Annotated in this window: 14 protein-coding genes; 4 read left to right on the top strand and 10 right to left on the bottom strand. The window is 71.0% G+C overall.

Annotated elements, in window-relative coordinates; translation table 11 throughout:
- Positions 1 to 12 precede the first annotated feature (12 nt).
- The gene (locus ACIQVL_RS35165; protein WP_403439004.1) at positions 13 to 972 is read right to left on the bottom strand and encodes an ABC transporter substrate-binding protein; all 960 of its coding nucleotides are present in this window, start codon (positions 970 to 972) and stop codon (positions 13 to 15) included.
- Between the two features lie 583 nt (positions 973 to 1,555).
- On the opposite strand from ACIQVL_RS35165, the gene ACIQVL_RS35160 reads away from it, so the two are divergent.
- Together ACIQVL_RS35160 and ACIQVL_RS35155 are read left to right on the top strand one after the other, a co-directional pair.
- On the top strand, positions 1,556 to 2,788 hold the full coding sequence (locus ACIQVL_RS35160; protein ID WP_403439002.1) for an NADP-dependent malic enzyme: 1,233 nt from the start codon (positions 1,556 to 1,558) through the stop codon (positions 2,786 to 2,788).
- Positions 2,789 to 3,055: 267 nt separating this feature from the next.
- Positions 3,056 to 4,021 (top strand): zinc-binding dehydrogenase, encoded by a 966-nt coding sequence (locus ACIQVL_RS35155; RefSeq protein WP_403439000.1) that lies wholly within the window; start codon positions 3,056 to 3,058, stop codon positions 4,019 to 4,021.
- Positions 4,022 to 4,046: 25 nt separating this feature from the next.
- Here the strand turns inward: ACIQVL_RS35155 and ACIQVL_RS35150 are convergent, their stop codons facing one another.
- Complete coding sequence (locus tag ACIQVL_RS35150) at positions 4,047 to 5,138, bottom strand: PadR family transcriptional regulator (protein ID WP_403438998.1); 1,092 nt, start codon at positions 5,136 to 5,138, stop codon at positions 4,047 to 4,049.
- A 1-nt stretch (position 5,139) separates the two neighbouring features.
- Complete coding sequence (locus ACIQVL_RS35145; RefSeq protein WP_403438996.1) at positions 5,140 to 6,078, bottom strand: DUF4097 family beta strand repeat-containing protein; 939 nt, start codon at positions 6,076 to 6,078, stop codon at positions 5,140 to 5,142.
- Positions 6,079 to 6,277: 199 nt separating this feature from the next.
- On the opposite strand from ACIQVL_RS35145, the gene ACIQVL_RS35140 reads away from it, so the two are divergent.
- On the top strand, positions 6,278 to 6,502 hold the full coding sequence (locus ACIQVL_RS35140; RefSeq protein ID WP_403477359.1) for a hypothetical protein: 225 nt from the start codon (positions 6,278 to 6,280) through the stop codon (positions 6,500 to 6,502).
- Positions 6,503 to 6,603: 101 nt separating this feature from the next.
- Here the strand turns inward: ACIQVL_RS35140 and ACIQVL_RS35135 are convergent, their stop codons facing one another.
- From ACIQVL_RS35135 to ACIQVL_RS35115, 5 genes are all read right to left on the bottom strand, one after another.
- Positions 6,604 to 6,789, bottom strand: a complete 186-nt coding sequence (locus tag ACIQVL_RS35135; protein ID WP_007266501.1) for a DUF6104 family protein — start codon at positions 6,787 to 6,789, stop codon at positions 6,604 to 6,606.
- Positions 6,790 to 6,915: 126 nt separating this feature from the next.
- Positions 6,916 to 10,755 carry a multifunctional oxoglutarate decarboxylase/oxoglutarate dehydrogenase thiamine pyrophosphate-binding subunit/dihydrolipoyllysine-residue succinyltransferase subunit gene (locus ACIQVL_RS35130; RefSeq protein WP_403438992.1) on the bottom strand — a complete coding sequence of 1,280 codons (3,840 nt, stop codon included), beginning with the start codon at positions 10,753 to 10,755 and terminating at the stop codon, positions 6,916 to 6,918.
- A 327-nt stretch (positions 10,756 to 11,082) separates the two neighbouring features.
- Positions 11,083 to 12,219: an ATP-binding protein gene (locus tag ACIQVL_RS35125; protein WP_403438990.1), complete on the bottom strand. Its 1,137-nt coding sequence runs from the start codon at positions 12,217 to 12,219 to the stop codon at positions 11,083 to 11,085.
- Positions 12,216 to 12,956: a response regulator transcription factor gene (locus tag ACIQVL_RS35120; RefSeq protein ID WP_366358617.1), complete on the bottom strand. Its 741-nt coding sequence runs from the start codon at positions 12,954 to 12,956 to the stop codon at positions 12,216 to 12,218. Before ACIQVL_RS35120 ends, ACIQVL_RS35125 begins: the two co-directional genes overlap by 4 nt.
- Positions 12,957 to 13,066: 110 nt before the next feature.
- Positions 13,067 to 13,756: a spermidine synthase gene (locus ACIQVL_RS35115; protein WP_403477358.1), complete on the bottom strand. Its 690-nt coding sequence runs from the start codon at positions 13,754 to 13,756 to the stop codon at positions 13,067 to 13,069.
- 254 nt (positions 13,757 to 14,010) lie between these two features.
- Between ACIQVL_RS35115 and ACIQVL_RS35110 the strand changes: the two genes are divergently transcribed.
- Positions 14,011 to 14,817 (top strand): rhomboid-like protein, encoded by an 807-nt coding sequence (locus ACIQVL_RS35110; protein ID WP_403477357.1) that lies wholly within the window; start codon positions 14,011 to 14,013, stop codon positions 14,815 to 14,817.
- A 4-nt stretch (positions 14,818 to 14,821) separates the two neighbouring features.
- Here the strand turns inward: ACIQVL_RS35110 and ACIQVL_RS35105 are convergent, their stop codons facing one another.
- Together ACIQVL_RS35105 and ACIQVL_RS35100 are read right to left on the bottom strand one after the other, a co-directional pair.
- On the bottom strand, positions 14,822 to 16,312 hold the full coding sequence (locus ACIQVL_RS35105) for a sulfatase (protein ID WP_403477356.1): 1,491 nt from the start codon (positions 16,310 to 16,312) through the stop codon (positions 14,822 to 14,824).
- 275 nt (positions 16,313 to 16,587) lie between these two features.
- Positions 16,588 to 17,391, bottom strand: a complete 804-nt coding sequence (locus ACIQVL_RS35100; RefSeq protein ID WP_403477355.1) for a GNAT family N-acetyltransferase — start codon at positions 17,389 to 17,391, stop codon at positions 16,588 to 16,590.
- Positions 17,392 to 17,440 lie beyond the last annotated feature (49 nt).

Here is a 17,440-nt window from a genome sequence, read left to right as displayed (position 1 = left end):
CGTGCCGGGCGTTCAGGAGCCGCCGTTGGTCTTGGCCTCGGTCACCGCGCCCTGCGTGACGTTCCACTTCTCCAGGATCTTCTGGTAGTCGCCGCTCTTGATGATGGCGGCCATCGCGGCCTGGAGCGCGTCGCGCAGCTGGGTGTTCTCCTTGCTGACCGCTATGCCGTACGGGCCGGCCTCGATCTGCTCGCCGACGACCTCGAAGTCCTTGCCGCTGCCCGACGTCTTGGCGTTGTAGGCGGCCACCGGGAAGTCGTTCAGGTCGGCGACGGAGGCGCCCTGCTTCAGCCGGAGCAGCGCCTCGGGGTCGGTGTCGAAGGTCTGCAGGTCGATGGCCTTGCCGCCGTCCTTCGTACACTTCTCGCTCTGCGCCTTGGCGATGCCCTCGGACGTGGTGCCCTTCTGCAGCGCCACGACCTTGCCGCACAGGTCGTCCAGGGACTTGATGCCCTTCGGGTTGCCCTTCTGGACCAGGATCGAGGTGCCGGCGGTGAAGTAGTCGACGAAGTCGACGCCGCTGCCGACCTTCTTGCCGGTGTCGGAGTCGATACCGTCCTGGCGGTCCTTGGTGTCGTTCATCGCCGACATGATCACGTTGAAGCGGTTGGCCTGCAGACCCACGATCAGGTTGTCGAACTTGCCGTTCTGGAACTCGAACTTCACGCCCAGCTGCTTGCCCAGCGCGTCCGCGATGTCCGGGTCGACACCGACGGCCTTGCCGTTCTCCATGTACTCGACCGGCGGGTAGGCGATGTCCGAGCCCACCTTGATCACGCCGGCCTTGCGGATGTCGGCCGGCAGCTTGCTCGCCAGCGGGGCCGAGGACGTCGAGGAGGAGCCGTTGTCGCCGCCCTTGTCCGTCTGGTCACCGCAGCCGGTGAGGATCAGGGTGCCTGCGACCGCGATCGCACCGAACGCGGCAATCCGGGAGCGCGAGGCGGTGGTACGACGGGTGAAGCCTGCGGTCATGGTGGGTTCCTCCGGCAGTGGGTAGGACAAGCCGATATACCGATGCGTCTGATATGTCGATATGCCGATGGGTCGACGGAAACACACACCTTCGGGTGTCGCGACCTCGTGGGTTTACGGCATCCTGCCATTGGGATTGCTCCAAGCAGACGTGTCACCATGTCAAAATCGGATAACGGGTGACCCCCGTGACGCGTCAGGCCGGTCCCTCCCCGACCCGCCGCCCCGCACATCTGCGGGAATCCGACCTTCTGGCCGGAAGATCTTCGGTTCACCGCCGGTTCACCTCGGGCTGCACCCCGCGATCTTCCGCCGGCCACCGGGCCGCTCATCTGTCGGCTCTCTACGACATCCGTGATGTGACCTTGCGCCTATTCGACTCGTCGTGAGCGCGGTCCGTCCGGTAAGAAGGTTCTTTACACCCCTCATCCGGGGCTCAGGGCGCGTGTGCGGCGCGCCCGTCGCGCAGGTGCTCGTACGTGCCACTCGTACGTATCAGTGATCGGGCCCTGCGCGGTGCCCGCCCGCTCCCTCACCGGGAGCGGCCGACCCTCAAACCATGCATACCTAAGGGGTAAGACAAGTGGCAGCGGAGATCGTCAATCCTCGCAGCGACAGCGCGTCGGGCAGTACGGACCAGGACGGCGGGGCCGAGCCCCTCGATTCCTTCGATCCGGCGTTCGCGCTGCACCGCGGCGGCAAGATGGCCGTGCAGGCCACCGTGCCGCTCCGTGACAAGGACGACCTTTCCCTCGCGTACACGCCCGGAGTCGCGCGCGTGTGCACCGCGATCGCGGAACAGCCCGAGCTGGTCAACGACTACACGTGGAAGTCGTCCGTCGTGGCCGTCGTCACCGACGGCACGGCCGTGCTCGGCCTCGGGGACATCGGTCCCGAGGCCTCCCTCCCCGTGATGGAGGGCAAGGCGATCCTCTTCAAGCAGTTCGGCGGCGTGGACGCGGTTCCCATCGCCCTGGCCTGCACCGACGTCGACGAGATCGTGGAGACCGTCGTCCGGCTGGCTCCCTCCTTCGGCGGGATCAACCTGGAGGACATCTCGGCACCGCGGTGCTTCGAGATCGAGCGCAAGCTCCAGGAGCGGGTCGACATCCCGGTCTTCCACGACGACCAGCACGGCACCGCCGTCGTCACCCTGGCGGCCCTGCGGAACGCCGCGCGGCTCAGCCGGCGGGAGATCGGGCAGCTCCGGGCCGTCATCTCGGGCGCCGGCGCGGCCGGGGTCGCCATCGCGAAGATGCTGGTCGAGGCCGGTATCGGAGACGTCGCCCTCGCCGACCGCAAGGGCATCATCTCGGCCGACCGCGACGACCTCACCGACGTCAAGCGCCAGGTCGCCGGGTTCACCAACAAGGCCGGGCTCAAGGGCACCCTGGAGGACGCGCTGGCCGGCGCCGACGTCTTCATCGGCGTCTCCGGCGGTACGGTCGCGGAGGAGGCCGTCGCCTCGATGGCCGAGGGCGCGTTCGTGTTCGCCATGGCCAACCCGAACCCCGAGGTGCACCCCGACGTCGCCCACAAGTACGCGGCGGTCGTGGCCACCGGGCGGTCGGACTTCCCGAACCAGATCAACAACGTGCTGGCGTTCCCCGGCATCTTCGCGGGCGCGCTCCAGGTGCGGGCCTCCCGGATCACCGAGGGGATGAAGATCGCGGCGGCGGAGGCGCTGGCGGCGGTCGTCGGCGACGATCTTGCCGCCGACTACGTCATTCCGTCTCCCTTCGACGAGCGGGTTGCCCCTGCGGTGACTGCGGCGGTGGCCGCGGCCGCGCGGGCCGAAGGGGTTGCGCGGCGGTGACCTCGAATGGCCTCGCTCTGTTTGGGCGGGGCCATTCTTTGCCCACCCGCCCACCCGATCGGGTGCCTACGAGGTGACCGGTGTGCTGGGGGCTGCCGCCCCCAGGCCCCCGCCGTGTCGGGGTGGTTCGCGCCGTCGTCGGGTGCCGGTTGGTGGGGGCTGAGCGCGCAGTTCCCCGCGCCCCTTGCGGGGCGCTGTGCGCAAGAGGGTATGTGTCACAGCGGTCCCCGGTTTCGCCCTCGGCTCCGGGAACCTATCGTCGGCTTCATGTTCGCCGTCTACGCCGCCCGAATCGACCGCGACCAGCCGCTCTCCGGCCTTGAGTTGGGGGAGCGCCCCGCCCCCGTGGCCCGGCCCGGCTGGAGCACCGTCGACGTTCGGGCCGCCTCCCTCAACCATCACGATCTCTGGTCCCTGCGCGGCGTCGGTCTTCCCGAGGACCGGCTGCCGATGATCCTCGGGTGTGACGCCGCCGGTGTCGACGAGGACGGCAACGAGGTCGTCCTGCACTCCGTGATCGGGCAGAGCGGGCACGGGGTCGGGCCCCACGAGCCCCGGTCCATCCTCACCGAGCGCTACCAGGGCACCTTCGCCGAGCAGGTCGCCGTGCCTACCTGGAACATCCTGCCCAAGCCCAGGGAACTGTCGTTCGCCGAGGCCGCCTGCCTGCCGACCGCCTGGCTGACGGCCTACCGGATGCTCTTCACCAACGCGGGCGTACGGCCCGGCGACTCGGTGCTCGTCCAGGGCGCGGGCGGCGGTGTCGCCACCGCCGCGATCGTGCTCGGCAAGGCCGCCGGGCTGCGGGTCTTCGCCACCAGCCGCGACGAGGCCAAGCGGAAGCGGGCCCTGGAGCTCGGTGCCGTCGAGGCCGTGGAGCCGGGGGCCCGGCTGCCGCAGCGCGTGGACGCCGTCATCGAGACCGTCGGCGCCGCCACCTGGTCCCACTCGGTGAAGTCGCTGCGCCCCGGCGGCACCATCGTCATCTCCGGCGCCACCAGCGGCGACCGCCCCTCGCACGCCGAGCTGACCCGCATCTTCTTCCTGGAGCTGAAGGTCGTGGGCTCGACCATGGGCACCAAGGACGAACTGGAGGACCTGCTCGCCTTCTGCGCCGCCACCGGGGTGCGTCCCGTCATCGACGAGCTGCTCCCGCTCGACCGCGCCCGCGAGGGATTCGAACGGCTGGAGTCGGGCGACCAGTTCGGGAAGATCGTGCTGACCGGTTCCTGAGGGGCCCGACCCGTACGGACGGTCCTCAGGCTTCCGGGGTGCGCAGCAGCGCTCCTATGCGGGCCGCTGCCGTCGAGAGGTGGCGACGGGCCTCGCGGAGCTGGTCCGTGGTGACGCCGTGGTCGCGGGCCGCGTCGCGGATGTCGTCGCGGAAACGGTCCAGGAGCCGGTCGAGGTCGCGGGCGGCGTCGCCGGTGCCGGTCTCGTCGTCGTGCGCCCACACGGGGACGTACTGCGCCGGGAAGTCCTCCGGGGTCTGCGAGTACTCCGGACCCGGCGCGGACGGCGGCGCCGGCTTGCGCAGGTTCGTGCCGGTGCCGGTGCCGGTGCCGGGGTCCGGGTCGGTGCGGGCACCGAAGTTCTTGCCGAACTCCTTGCCGTAGTCCTTTCCGAAGTCGCCGAGCTCCTTGGCGAGTTCGGTGAGGCCCTCGCGCACCCCCGTCGGCCAGTCGCCGCGTGCGAAGTGGTCCTGGACGTGCTCCTGCACCCGGCGGCCGATGCGCTGCATCTCCTCCTGTGCCTGGGCCCGCGCCCGGGCCTGTGCCTCCTGGGCCTGACGACGGGCCCGCTGGGCCTCGTCACGGGCGCGGCGGCTCTCGTCCTTGGCGCGGCGGGCCTGCTCCTTCCACTCCTGCTTGACCCGGCGCATCTCCTCCTTGGCGGCCCGCCACGACTCCTTGTCGCCGAGGTCGCCGTACTCCCCGGCCCCCGCGCCTGTGCCTGCGCCGTGCCGGGCCTCGGAGGCGGCCTCGCGCACCTCGCGGCGCAGGTCACCGGCGGCTCCGCGTACGTCGGCCCTTATCTCGGCGGCCAGTTCGGCCACCGATTCCCGGATCTCCAGCTCCAGGTCGGCCAACTCACCGCTGCGGTCCGCCAGTTCGGCGCGGCCGGCGTCCGTGATGGCGTAGACCTTGCGGCCGCCCTCGGTGGTGTGCGTGACCAGGCCCTCGGCCTCCAGCTTGGCGAGGCGGGGGTAGACGGTGCCCGCCGACGGGGCGTAGAGGCCCTGGAAGCGCTCTTCCAGCAGCCGGATCACCTCGTAGCCGTGGCGCGGGGCCTCGTCCAGCAGCTTGAGGAGGTAGAGGCGGAGACGGCCGTGGGCGAAGACGGGAGGCATGTCAGAGCACCTTCTTGTCGGTCGTGCCGTCGGTCGTGCCGTCGGCCGGGGCATCGGCCGGGGCGGCTCCCGGTTCTGCCGGGCCCGTGGACGGCTCGGCCACCCAGGCCGTGCGCTCGTCGTCGTCCTCCTTGGGCGGGCGGCGCAGCAGGGCGATGGAGCCGGAGACCGTGGTGGCGCGGAGCTTGCCGGTGCCGGCCCCGAGCCGCCCGGTGATCTTGTGGGCGCCCCACTGGCCGTGCACCCGCAGCCCGTCGAAGGCGTTGGAGATCGTGCCGCTCGCGGTGTTGGCCTCGACCTCGGCGTCGGCCGGGTGCGGCAGCCGGATGGCGATCTCGCCGGAGACGCTGGTCAGCCGGACGTCGGTCGGACCGTCCGGGTCCAGGTCGATGATCATGGAGCCGCTGACCGAGTCGGCGCGCACGGCGGGACCCGAGCCCTCGACCACGGTCAGGTCGCCGGAGACGGAGTTGAACCGCAGGTTGCCGGTGACGGCCTGGGCCTCCAGGTTCCCGGACACCGTGTCCGCGCGGACTTCGCCGGAGAGGCCGACCAGGGTGGTGTCGCCGGTGACGCCCTTGACCACCGAGGTGCCGGTGATCCCGGAGACGACGGCCGCCGCGCCGACCACGCCCACCTCCACGCGGGTGTCTGCCGGGACGGCGAGGGAGACCACCGCGCTGCGCCGCCAGCCCTTGCGGTCGAGCCACTTGAGGAAGCCCTTCCAGGGGAGGTCCTCGTAGGCCACCGTGAGGGTGCCGCCCTCGTGCGTGACGACCAGGGGCGGGCCCTCGATCTGGGAGATCTCCAGGCGGGTGGAACCCTCGTCGGTGCCCACGACGTTGACTGTTCCGTTGACGATGCGGACGTGCAGGTCGCTGACGGGGGTGTCGAAGTCGAGCTTCTCGGGCTCGGCGACGGACCACTCGGACTTGGGCATGGTGCGGACCTCCTCGGGCCGGACGCGAACGCGAGGGTCGGCTCGCGCCATATCGCGTCTTCCATGAAACACGATATATCGCGGACGTCGGAAGTCAAGACACCCGTGGGGGTGGTTGGTTGGGGTCGCATTGACGTCGGCGGGGTCCGAGTGGGGCGTATATCGGGCGATAACTGGATGAATTGCTTACCGTGTGTTCATGTCGACGGATGAATCCAGGGCCGTATCCCGGCCGTCGGGGGCGCAGGGTGCGGAAGGCGTGCCCAGGGCCCATCGGCTGGCCCTGGCCGAGGTGGCGGTGGGGCTGCCGGCCGCCGCGTGGGGGATGCGGCGGCGCAGTGTGGGGTGGGCCGTGGTGGGGGCGGTGCTGATGGTGCACGGGGGGCTGGAGCTGTCGTACGAGGCGGTGTTTCCGCGGGACTGAGCGAGGTTCCGGGGCCGGCGGGCCGTACTTCGGCTGCGGGCCCGGTGGGGGCTGGTCGCGCGGTTCCCCGCGCCCCTGGCGGGGGCGCCCCCCTCGGCGCCCTACTCGTCGTCCTCGTCCTCGTCGTCCAGTCGGGCCAGCCACGTCGCCAGGCGCTCCACCGGGACCTCGAAGTCGGGGTTGAGGTCGACGAAGGTGCGGAGTTGTTCCGCGAGCCACTCGAAGGTGACCTCTTCCTCGCCGCGCCGCTTCTCCAGTTCCTCGATGCCTCGGTCGGTGAAGTACATGGGGTGCTCTCCTGCTGCCTGCATGGATGGGTGCCCGGTGGTGGGCGTCTACCAGCCTAGGCGGACGCCGAAGGGCCCGGCCCCCGCGTACGGGAACCGGGCCCTTCCTGGCAGTGCTCCGCAGGCCTACGCGTCGAAGACCTCACGCACCAGCTGCTCCTGCTCGGCCTGGTGGCGCTTGGCCGAACCCACCGCCGGGGACGAGGAGTGCGGCCGCGAGATGCGGCGCAGGCGCTCGCCGGCCGGGACGTCGGCACCGACCGCCAGGTCCAGGTGGTCGATCAGGTTGAGCGCGATGAACGGCCAGGCACCCTGGTTCGCCGGCTCCTCCTGGGTCCACAGGTATTTCTCGGCGTTCGGGTACTTGTTGACCTCGGCCTGGAGCTCCGCACCCGGCAGCGGGTACAGGCGCTCCAGGCGGATGATCGCGGTGTCCGTGACGCCGCGCTTCTGCCGCTCGGCCTCCAGGTCGTAGTAGACCTTGCCGGTGCAGAAGACGACCTTGCGGACCGCGGCCGGGTCCACCGAGGCGTCGCCGATGACCGGGCGGAACTGCCCGCTCGTGAACTCCTCCGCCTTCGAGGCCGCCGCCTTGAGGCGCAGCATCGACTTCGGCGTGAAGACGACCAGCGGCTTGTGGTGCGGGTTGTGCACCTGCCACCGCAGGAGGTGGAAGTAGTTCGACGGGAGGGTCGGCATCGCGACCGTCATGTTGTTCTGCGCGCACAGCTGCAGGAAGCGCTCGATGCGGGCCGAGGAGTGGTCCGGGCCCTGACCCTCGTAGCCGTGCGGGAGGAGCAGCGTGACGCCGGAGGTCTGGCCCCACTTCTGTTCGGCCGCCGAGATGTACTCGTCGACGATCGACTGGGCGCCGTTGGTGAAGTCACCGAACTGCGCCTCCCACATCACCAGCGCGTCCGGACGGGCCAGCGAGTAGCCGTACTCGAAGCCCATCACCGCGTATTCGGAGAGCAGCGAGTTGTAGACGTTGTAGCGGGCCTGGTCCTCGGACAGGTAGAGGAGCGGGGTGTAGTCCGCGCCCGTCTCCCGGTCGATCAGGACCGCGTGCCGCTGGCCGAAGGTGCCGCGCTGGGAGTCCTGGCCGGACAGCCGCACCGGGGTGCCCTCCATCAGCAGCGAGCCGATGGCCAGGGTCTCGCCCATGCCCCAGTCGATCGTGCCGTCCTCGATCATCGCCGCCCGGCGCTGCAGCTGCGGCAGCAGACGCGGGTGGACGGTGAAGTAGTCCGGGATGTTGACCTGGGACTCGGCGATGCGCTTGACGGCCTCCGTGGAGATCGCGGTCGGCACGGCGACCGGGAAGCCGTCCTGCGGCTCGTGCGCGGGCGCGGCGGCCGGCTGCGCGGTGGCCTCGCGGACCTCCGTGAAGACCTTCTCCAGCTGGCCCTGGTAGTCCTGCAGGGCCTGCTCGGCCTCTTCCAGGGTGATGTCGCCGCGACCGATCAGGGACTCGGTGTAGAGCTTGCGCACCGAGCGCTTCTTGTCGATCAGGTCGTACATCAGCGGCTGGGTGAAGGCCGGGTTGTCCGACTCGTTGTGACCGCGGCGGCGGTAGCAGATGAGGTCGATCACCACGTCCTTGTTGAACGCCTGGCGGAACTCGAAGGCCAGGCGCGCGACGCGCACGACCGCCTCCGGGTCGTCGCCGTTCACGTGGAAGATCGGGGCCTCGATCATGCGGGCCACGTCGGTGGCGTACATGGAGGAGCGCGAGGACTCGGGCGCCGCCGTGAAGCCGACCTGGTTGTTGATGACGATGTGGACCGTGCCGCCGGTGCGGTAGCCGCGCAGCTGCGACATGTTCAGGGTCTCGGCCACCACGCCCTGGCCCGCGAAGGCCGCGTCGCCGTGCAGCGCGACCGGCAGGACCGTGAAGTCCGTGCCGCCCTTGTTGATGATGTCCTGCTTGGCGCGGGCGATGCCCTCGATGACCGGGTCGACCGTCTCCAGGTGGGACGGGTTGGCGGCCAGCGAGACCTTGATCTGCTCGCCGTCCAGGCCGGTGAAGGTGCCCTCGGCGCCCAGGTGGTACTTCACGTCGCCGGAGCCGTGCATCGACTTCGGGTCGAGGTTGCCCTCGAACTCGCGGAAGATCTGGGCGTACGACTTGCCGACGATGTTCGCGAGGATGTTCAGGCGGCCGCGGTGGGCCATGCCGATGATGACCTCGTCCAGGCGGGACTCGGCCGCGGAGTCGATCACCGCGTCGAGCAGCGGGATGACGGACTCGCCGCCCTCCAGGGAGAAGCGCTTCTGGCCGACGTACTTCGTCTGCAGGAAGGTCTCGAAGGCTTCCGCCGCGTTCAGGCGGCGCAGGATCCGCAGCTGCTCCTCGCGCTCCATCTTGGAGTGCGGGCGCTCCACGCGGTCCTGGATCCACTTGCGCTGCTTCGGGTCCTGGATGTGCATGAACTCGATGCCGGTGGTGCGGCAGTACGAGTCGCGCAGCACGCCGAGGATGTCGCGCAGCTTCATCATCGACTTGCCGGCGAAGCCGCCGACGGCGAACTCGCGCTCCAGGTCCCACAGGGTGAGGCCGTGCTCGGTGATGTCCAGGTCGGGGTGCTTGCGCTGCTTGTACTCCAGCGGGTCGGTGTCGGCCATGACGTGGCCGCGGACCCGGTAGGAGTGGATCAGCTCGAAGACCCGGGCGGCCTTGGTGACGTCGTCGTCGTGGGAGGCGTCGATGTCCCGCAGCCAGCGGACCGGCTCGTAGGGGATGCGCAGGGCCTCGAAGATGTCGTCGTAGAAGCCGTTCTCGCCGAGCAGGAGGTTGGCGACCGAGCGCAGGAACTCGCCGGAGGCGGCGCCCTGGATGACCCGGTGGTCGTAGGTCGACGTGAGCGTCATGACCTTCGAGATGCCGAGCTTGTTCAGGGTGTCCTGGCTGGTGCCCTGGAACTCCGCCGGGTAGTCCATGGAGCCGACGCCCATGATGACCGACTGGCCGGGCATCAGGCGCGGGACCGAGTGGACGGTGCCGAGGCCGCCGGGGTTGGTCAGGGAGACCGTGACGCCGGTGAAGTCGTCCATCGTCAGCTTGTTGTCGCGGGCGCGACGGACGATGTCCTCGTAGGCCTGCCAGAACTCGAAGAAGTTCAGCGTCTCGGCCTTCTTGATGGCCGCGACGACCAGCTGGCGGTCACCGTTGGGCTTCACCAGGTCGATGGCCAGGCCCAGGTTGATGTGGGCCGGCTTGACCAGGGTCGGCTTGCCGTCCTTCTCGCCGAACGAGTGGTTCATCGACGGCATGGCCTTGATCGCCTGCACCATCGCGAAGCCGATCAGGTGCGTGAAGGAGATCTTCCCGCCCCGGGCGCGCTTCAGGTGGTTGTTGATGACGATCCGGTTGTCGAAGAGCAGCTTCACCGGGACCGCGCGGACCGAGGTGGCCGTCGGCAGCTCCAGCGAGGCGTTCATGTTCTTCGCGACGGCCGCGGCGGGACCACGCAGCGTGACCAGCTCGGGACCCTCAGGGGCCTCGGCGGCGGGCGCCGCGGCCTTGGCGGCGGCCGGCTTCGCGGCGGCCGGAGCCGGGGCGGGGGCCGGGGCCGGTGCGGCGGCGGGCTTCGCGGGCGCCGGGGCCGGCGCTGCGGCCTTCGGGGCGGCGGGCGCGGCCGGAGCGGGCGCGACGGGCGTCCGGGCGGCGGGAGCGGCCGCGGCGGGCGCCGGAGCCGCCGGCTGGGCCGGCGCGGGCGTCGTGGAGGTGGTGCCCGCGGCCCCCGCGGCCGCGGTACCCGCCGGAGCCGAGGCGGCGGGCGCCCCCGGCTTGTAGTCGGCGAAGAAGTCCCACCAGGCTCGGTCTACCGAATTCGGGTCCTGGAGGTACTGCTGATAGATCTCGTCGACGAGCCACTCGTTCGGTCCGAACGCGGCTGCGGGGTTCTTGCCCGCTTGGTCTGCGTCGGTCGAGATGCTCGAGTTACTGGGGGACTGTGGCGACACGGCGGCAACCGCCCTCTTCCGCTTCACAAGGTTATGGACAGCGGGAATAAAGGCTACGCCTCCAAGACCGTGAAGGTCAGGTCGGGCCGGTTCATCGTCGCGTAAGTCACATCGAAAACTGTGTTTCGAGGCCTGATGTGGCGGGAAACAAGCGTGGTTGCGCTGCAAAAGGGACCGAACCAGGCATGGCTCCGCCAGGCCGGTGATCACCTCGCGCCGAACCCCCGCGCGACATGCGCGGGGGCCGCACCTGATCACACGTGTCCGGCTGCGCGGACGGCCGTGCCGATCACAGATGGATCTTGAGGCTCCGGATCGAACTTTACGTCAACTTGGGACGGATGAAAGCCCTGGGAGGGTGACGATAATCCTGCAGCCCCGGTCGGATTCGGCCACGCCGATCCGGCCGCCGTGCAGATCCACCGCCCACCGGGCGATCGCCAGGCCGAGTCCGGTGCCGCCGTCGCTGCCCGGACCGTGCGGCCGCCGTACCGTGCCGCGGTTGAAGCGCTCGAAGACGCGGTGCCACTCCGAGCGCGGAATGCCGGGACCCTCGTCCAGGACCTCCAGCTCCAGCGACTCCGGCTGCGGTCCGCGCCGCGCCTTCACGGTCACCCGGCCGTGCGCCGGGCTGTGCTTGACCGCGTTGTCGATGAGGTTCGCCACGACCTGGTGGATGCGCTCCGGGTCCGCGTGCGCGGTCAGCTCGGGCGGCGAGACGTCGAGGTGCAGATGGACGTCCGTACGCGTGTGGTTGCCCGAGCCCGAGGTCATGCCCCCGCGTGCCCCGGCGACCATGTTGGCCTCCTTGAGCACGCCCGAGAGGTACGGCCACACCTCGAAGCGGCGCTGGCGCAGGGGGACCACGCCGTTGTCGAGCCGGGACAGGTCCAGGAGGGTCTCCACCAGCCGTCCGAGGCGCTCGGTCTGCTTCAGGGCCGTGCGCATCGTCTCGGTGTCCGGCTCGGCGATCCCGTCGACGACGTTCTCCAGGACGGCCCGCAGCCCCGCGATGGGCGTGCGCAGCTCGTGCGAGACGTTCGCGACCAGCTCCTTGCGCTGGCGGTCCTGGGCCTCCAGCTCGTCGGCCATGACGTTGATCGTCTCGGCCAGGTCGCCCAGCTCGTCCCGGCGGTTCTCGCGCACCCGGCGCGTGTAGTCGCCCTGCGATATCGACCGGGCCACCGCGTTCATGTCGTCCAGCGGCGCGGTGAGCGAATGCGCGACGAACTGCGTTATCAGCAGTGTGGCGATCATCGAGAAGACCGTGATGAAGCGCAGCTCCGTCTTGGTGTGCACCGCGACGATCGACAGACCGGTGGTGATCAGGACCGAGACGACGACGAGCGCGCCCAGCTTGGTCTTGATCGAGAACGGACGTACACCGCCCCAGGGCTCCTCCGCGGAGCCCCCCGGGCCCCCGGGACCCCCGGGGCCTCTTGGTCCGGCCGGCCCGGCGCTCATGGCGTCGGGGTCTCCAGCGCGTAGCCCACACCGTGCACGGTGCGGATGCGCTCGGCGCCGATCTTCCGGCGCAGCGCCTTGATGTGGCTGTCGACCGTGCGGGTGCCGGAGGCGTCCGCCCAGTCCCACACCTCGGCGAGCAGCTGCTCACGGGAGAGCACCGCGCGCGGGGTGTTCGCCAGGCACACCAGGAGGTCGAACTCGGTCGGGGTGAGGTGCACGTCCTCGCTGCGCACCCGGACCCGGCGCTGCGCGTGGTCGATCTCCAACTCGCCGAGGCGCAGGATGCCGGAGCGGGGCGTGGAGGCCGCGATGGCCGCCCGCTCCACCCGCCGCAGCAGCACGTGCACGCGTGCCGCCAGCTCCCGCATGGAGAACGGCTTGGTCATGTAGTCGTCGGCGCCCACCCCGAGGCCGACCAGCATGTCGGTCTCGTCGTCCCGCGCGGTGAGCATCAGCACCGGCACCGGCCGGGCGGCCTGCACGCGCCGGCAGACCTCCAGACCGTCGAAGCCGGGCAGCATGATGTCGAGGATCAGCAGGTCGGGCTGCCAGGCCTCGGCGGTGTCGACGGCCGCCGGACCGTCGCCCGCTGTTTGCACGAGGAACCCCTCGGCGCGCAGGCGGGCCGCGATGGCGTCGACGATCGTGGGGTCGTCCTCGACGACCAGAACCCGGCGCTGGGCGCCCTGGGTCGCCGTAGCCGCGCCGTTGTGGGAGGTGTGTGTCTGCTCCATCGCCCGCCCCTGTGTGCTTTCCGGAACCAGTGGGGTGATCCCATGACTGCGATTGACGCTTGAATGATCCGCGTCAGGGATGCACATTACGGGGACAGGAGGCGCACCCGCTATCCAGGGCGGACGGCAAGGTGAACGACGTCCGGAACGCCCCGGGCAACGGGGATCTCTTCGGTACGCACCCGTTGGAAACCGGCATTCCACAAGGTTCCCTCGAATTCCGCAGAGGGCTGTGCCGACCATACGGCAAGTACCCCGCCGGGCCTCAACACCCTTGCGCAGCCTGCGAGTCCGGCCGCCGAGTAGAGCCCCTCGTTGGCCTCGTCGACGGTCCAGCCGGGGCCGTTGTCGATGTCCAGGCACAGGGCGTCGAACGTGTCCGATGTCTCATTGACGTAAGTGACGAGGTCGCTCTCGACGATCACCGTGCGCGGATCGGCGAACGCGTGGGCGGAGAGCGCGGCCAGCGGACCGTCCCGGTGCCAGTCGACGACCGCCCGCTCCCGCTCCACGACCGTGATCCGCCCCCAGCCGGGCTCCTGCGCGGCACGGGCGAGCGAGAACCCCACGCCCAGCCCGCCGATCAGCACCGCCGGCTCGCGCCGTCCGTCCAGCGCCCGGAACGCGACGTCCACCAGCAACCGTTCCGAGCGTCCGTCGGAGGTGTCCATCAGGAAGCAGCCGTTGGCGATGATCTGCAGGAGTCCGCCGTGCCTGCGCAGCACCACCTCGCCGTACGGCCCGTCGCGCCGGTCCAGGACCACCGGGGGGCTGTCGGGTGCGGAGGCCGAGGTCGTCATGGCGGCCATCCTGCCCCAACAGGGCTTTGCGGCCACCCGAATTACGGGTGTCGGGCAGCCGCCCGGGTGTCACCCGTTCGAGGGGCCGCACGGCGCTTCGCGCCCGTTGGGGACGGGAAGCGGCTCGTATGGTTCCTCCTGACCCCTCTTGGTTCTTCAGAAAATCCTTTGAATCGTGCCGTGGGTGGCCTCGGTCATAGACAGCGGTTCGCGGGACAGCGAAAGGTGGGGTGAAACGGAAGGAGCGCCTCACCGTGCAACGGACCGCGAGGGCCTCATCGACGCCCACGCCCGAGCCCCTTCCTGCCGGGGACGTCGCCGCCCTCCTGGACGGCGTGCCCCGCCAGCGCGGCCCGGTCGCGGCGCCCGCCCCGAAGCCCCCGCGCACCGCCCTCCCCCTGCGCCCCTGGCGCGTGCTGCCCTGGCGGCTCCTCCCCACCCCCACCGGCACCCCCGTCACGTTCACCTACACGGTGATCCTGGCCCTCACCTCGCTCTTCGCGAGCTGGGCCGGCCCCGGCCTGCGGTACGCGCTCTACCAGGACTCCAGCACCGACGTCGCCCACCTGCTGCGCACCCCGGTCTTCGTCCTGCTGGCCAGCGCGCTGTGGATCGCGGGCGGGCTGCTGTCGCCGTACGCGCTGGCCTTCGTGCTCGTCCTGACCGCGCTGGAGCGGCGGATAGGCGGTGCCCGCGCGATCCTCGTCTTCCTGGCGGGCCATGTCCTCGCCACCCTCGCGACCGAGGTCCCGGTCGGCCTCGCCGTCCTGGCCGGCCACCTTCCCGACACCTCGCTGCACCGCCTCGACTACGGCATCAGCTTCGGCGTGGCCGCCAGCATCGGCGCGCTCTCCGGCCTCCTCGCCCCCTGGCTGCGCTGGCCGCTGCTCGCCCTGGTCGGCTACAGCCTCGTCACCGACCTCATCGCCTTCCAGGACCCGATGACCAACTGGGGCCACCTGATCTCGCTGGCCATCGGCACCGGGCTCTGGCCGGTGGTACGGCGCTGGCGGCGGGAGCGGGTGCAGGCCCTGGCCGGCGCCGTCCCCGTGGCCCCCTGAGCGCTCACCCGCGCCGCGCCGCCGCCAGCCGCGCCGCCGACTCCGGTATCCCGAGTGCCGCTTCCTGCCCGGCCGTGGCGCCGTGCAGGCGGTTGGTGAGCTGGTAGGGGTCGGCGGCCAGGTCGTAGAACTCGCGGAAGACGACCGCGCCGTCGCCCTGGGTGGGCCGGCCCTGGCGGTCGAGGCGGACGCGGTAGTACTCCGTGTACTGCGTGGACCTGCCGACGTGGGTGGCCCAGGTGTGGATCGGCTCCTGGTCCTGCCGGTTCCACCACCACTCGGCGAGCAGCCGGTCGCGGTCGTTGCGGGTGTCGAGGAGCGAGTGGCCGTCGTGCGGGGTGTCCGGGGTGATGCCGGCCGCGTTCAGGAGGGTCGGCGCGATGTCGACATGGCCGGTGAGCCGGTCGTCGACGGTGCCCTCGCCCAGCCCCCGCGCGGGCCAGGACAGCCAGAACGGCACCTCCAGGCTCGGCCGGTACGGCACCGACTTGCGCAGCCAGCCGTGGTCCGCCCAGCACAGCCCGTGGTCGCTGGTGAAGAGCACGAGCGTGTTCTCCAGCTGCCCCAGCGCACGCAGCTCGTCCCGGAAGTCCCGCATCGCGTCGTCCACCGACAGCAGGGTGCGCAACTGGCGCCCGCGCAGCGCCTTCCCCTGGTCGTAGGTGTGCTTCGCCTGCCGCAGGAACGGCGGCTTGTCGCTCTTGTCGCCCTCGAACACGGAGGGCCGGCCGGGCCACTCCGGCACGCGCGCGTGCGCGTACCTGCGCTCCGGGATGTTGAGCTCGTGCGCGCTGCGGGTCGCGACGTACGCGAACCAGGGCCGGGTGTCGGTGCGCGACCTGTCGATGAAGGCGAGGGCGCGGTCCCTGATGACGTGGGTGTTGTAGCCGGGGATGTTCCGGACCGTGCCGTTGTCGTTGTAGTGGCCGTCGTGGTACGCCACCGGTTCCTGGAGGAGCCACTCGTCGAAGTGCGGCGGGTTGTCGCCGGTGTGCCAGTAGTTGAGGTACTTGCCGAACAGACCGGTGCGGTAGCCGGCCTCGTGCAACTGGCGCTGCATGGTCGTGTGCTGGTCGAGGTGGTACGGGTGGACGGTGTCCAGGACGCCGTGGTGGTGCGCGTACCGCCCCGACATGATCGAGGCCCGGGAGGGTGCGCAGAGCGGGGTGTTGGCATGCGCCCGCGCGAAGGTGACGCCCTGCCCGCCCAGCCAGTCGGCGGTACGGCGGACCGCCCAGTCCGTCTCCCCGGGCTGGTCGTCGGTGAGGACGAGCAGGATGTTCGGGCGCGGGTCGGTGCGGGGGAGGGGGGAGGCCGGGGGGCGGCTTGCGGCGGGTGCCGCGGGGGCGGTGCGGGCGGGAGCGGGCGTGCCGGCGCCGTCGTCGCCGACGGCGCGCAGGGCCAACGGGACGGCGGCGCCGGCCGCGACGACGGCTGCGCCGGTCAGCACGGCACGCCGTGCCGGCCGCTCGGCCGCCGGCTGTTTCTCGTCCATGTGTCCCCCGGGCCCCGTCGTGTGCGGCCATTCGCTGTGCGTCCGCCGGCAGTTTCAGGTCTTTACCTGTGAGTTGTGTTGCGGTGGTGTGGCGACGGCCGGTCTCTTTTCCCGCCGCAAGGGTGCTCAGCCTCGACGGCGTTGTCCGGCGGTGCCGGACGGGCGGGGCGATGCGCCGTTGTGTACGGCGGTCGGTTGCCGGGCGCGGCGGTGTCGTGGCTGCTCGCGCAGTTCCTTCCCCAGCGCCCCTGGCGGGGCGCTGATGTGGGCGGCGGTCAGGTGGCCGGGGTCCAGATGTACGGCGTGGTGGTCGTGAGCGCTGTGAAGCCCAGGCGCTTGAGGATCGGGGCGCTGTCGGACGAGGCCTCCACGAGGAGGTAGGGGGCGTTGCGGGCGGCCGCTCGGGTCGCCCGCAGGGCGACCAGCGCGCGGTAGATGCCCTTGCCGCGCCACTCGGCCAGGGTGGAGCCGCCCAGCAGTACGGCGAAGTCCGATCCGTGGCGGAAGGCCACCCAGGCCGCCGAGACGACCTCTCCGGCGGCCTCGGCGACGTAGATCTCGTAGTCGTCGGGGGTGACCGCGAGCCGGCCCCTCAGATAGTCGGCGACCCACGCCATGTCCTGACCCCACACCGTGGTCTCCAGCGCGGCGATCCGGTCCAGGTCCGCGTCCGCGGTGACCCGGCGCAGGGTCACGCCCGGGGGCAGGGCGGGTGCGGCCACGGCCAGGTCCTCGACCAGGGCGGCCACGACCGTCTCCCGCGGCTCGGGTACAAAGCCCGCCGCGCGCAGCCGGTCGGGGAGGTCCGCCGGGTCGTCGTGCCCGCGCGTCTTCCACTCCACCGCCTCGCCGCGCGCCGCGAAGAAGTCCCGCTGCCGGGCGATCAGCGCGTCCAGTCCGGCGCCGCGCACACCGCCCCAGTCGCGCGGCCCGGTCACGAAGCCGCGGTGCTGGCCCACCACCCGGAGGGCGGGGCCGTCGTGCTCGTAGCTGACCCCGGGCGCGGGGACGGGCTGGACGGCGCGCATCTGGGCGTCGTAGGCGGCCAGCAGGGCCGCGGTGAGGTCGGTGTCGGTCATCGGCCGACCGTACGGGGAATGAGCCAGCGCCGAGCAACTGTTTTTACCG

This window comes from Streptomyces sp. NPDC090499 (genome assembly GCF_044769305.1).
Classification (GTDB): Bacteria; Actinomycetota; Actinomycetes; order Streptomycetales; family Streptomycetaceae; genus Streptomyces.
Note: the sequence above shows the minus strand (reverse complement) of the source record. Positions and strands in the feature narration are given on the sequence as shown.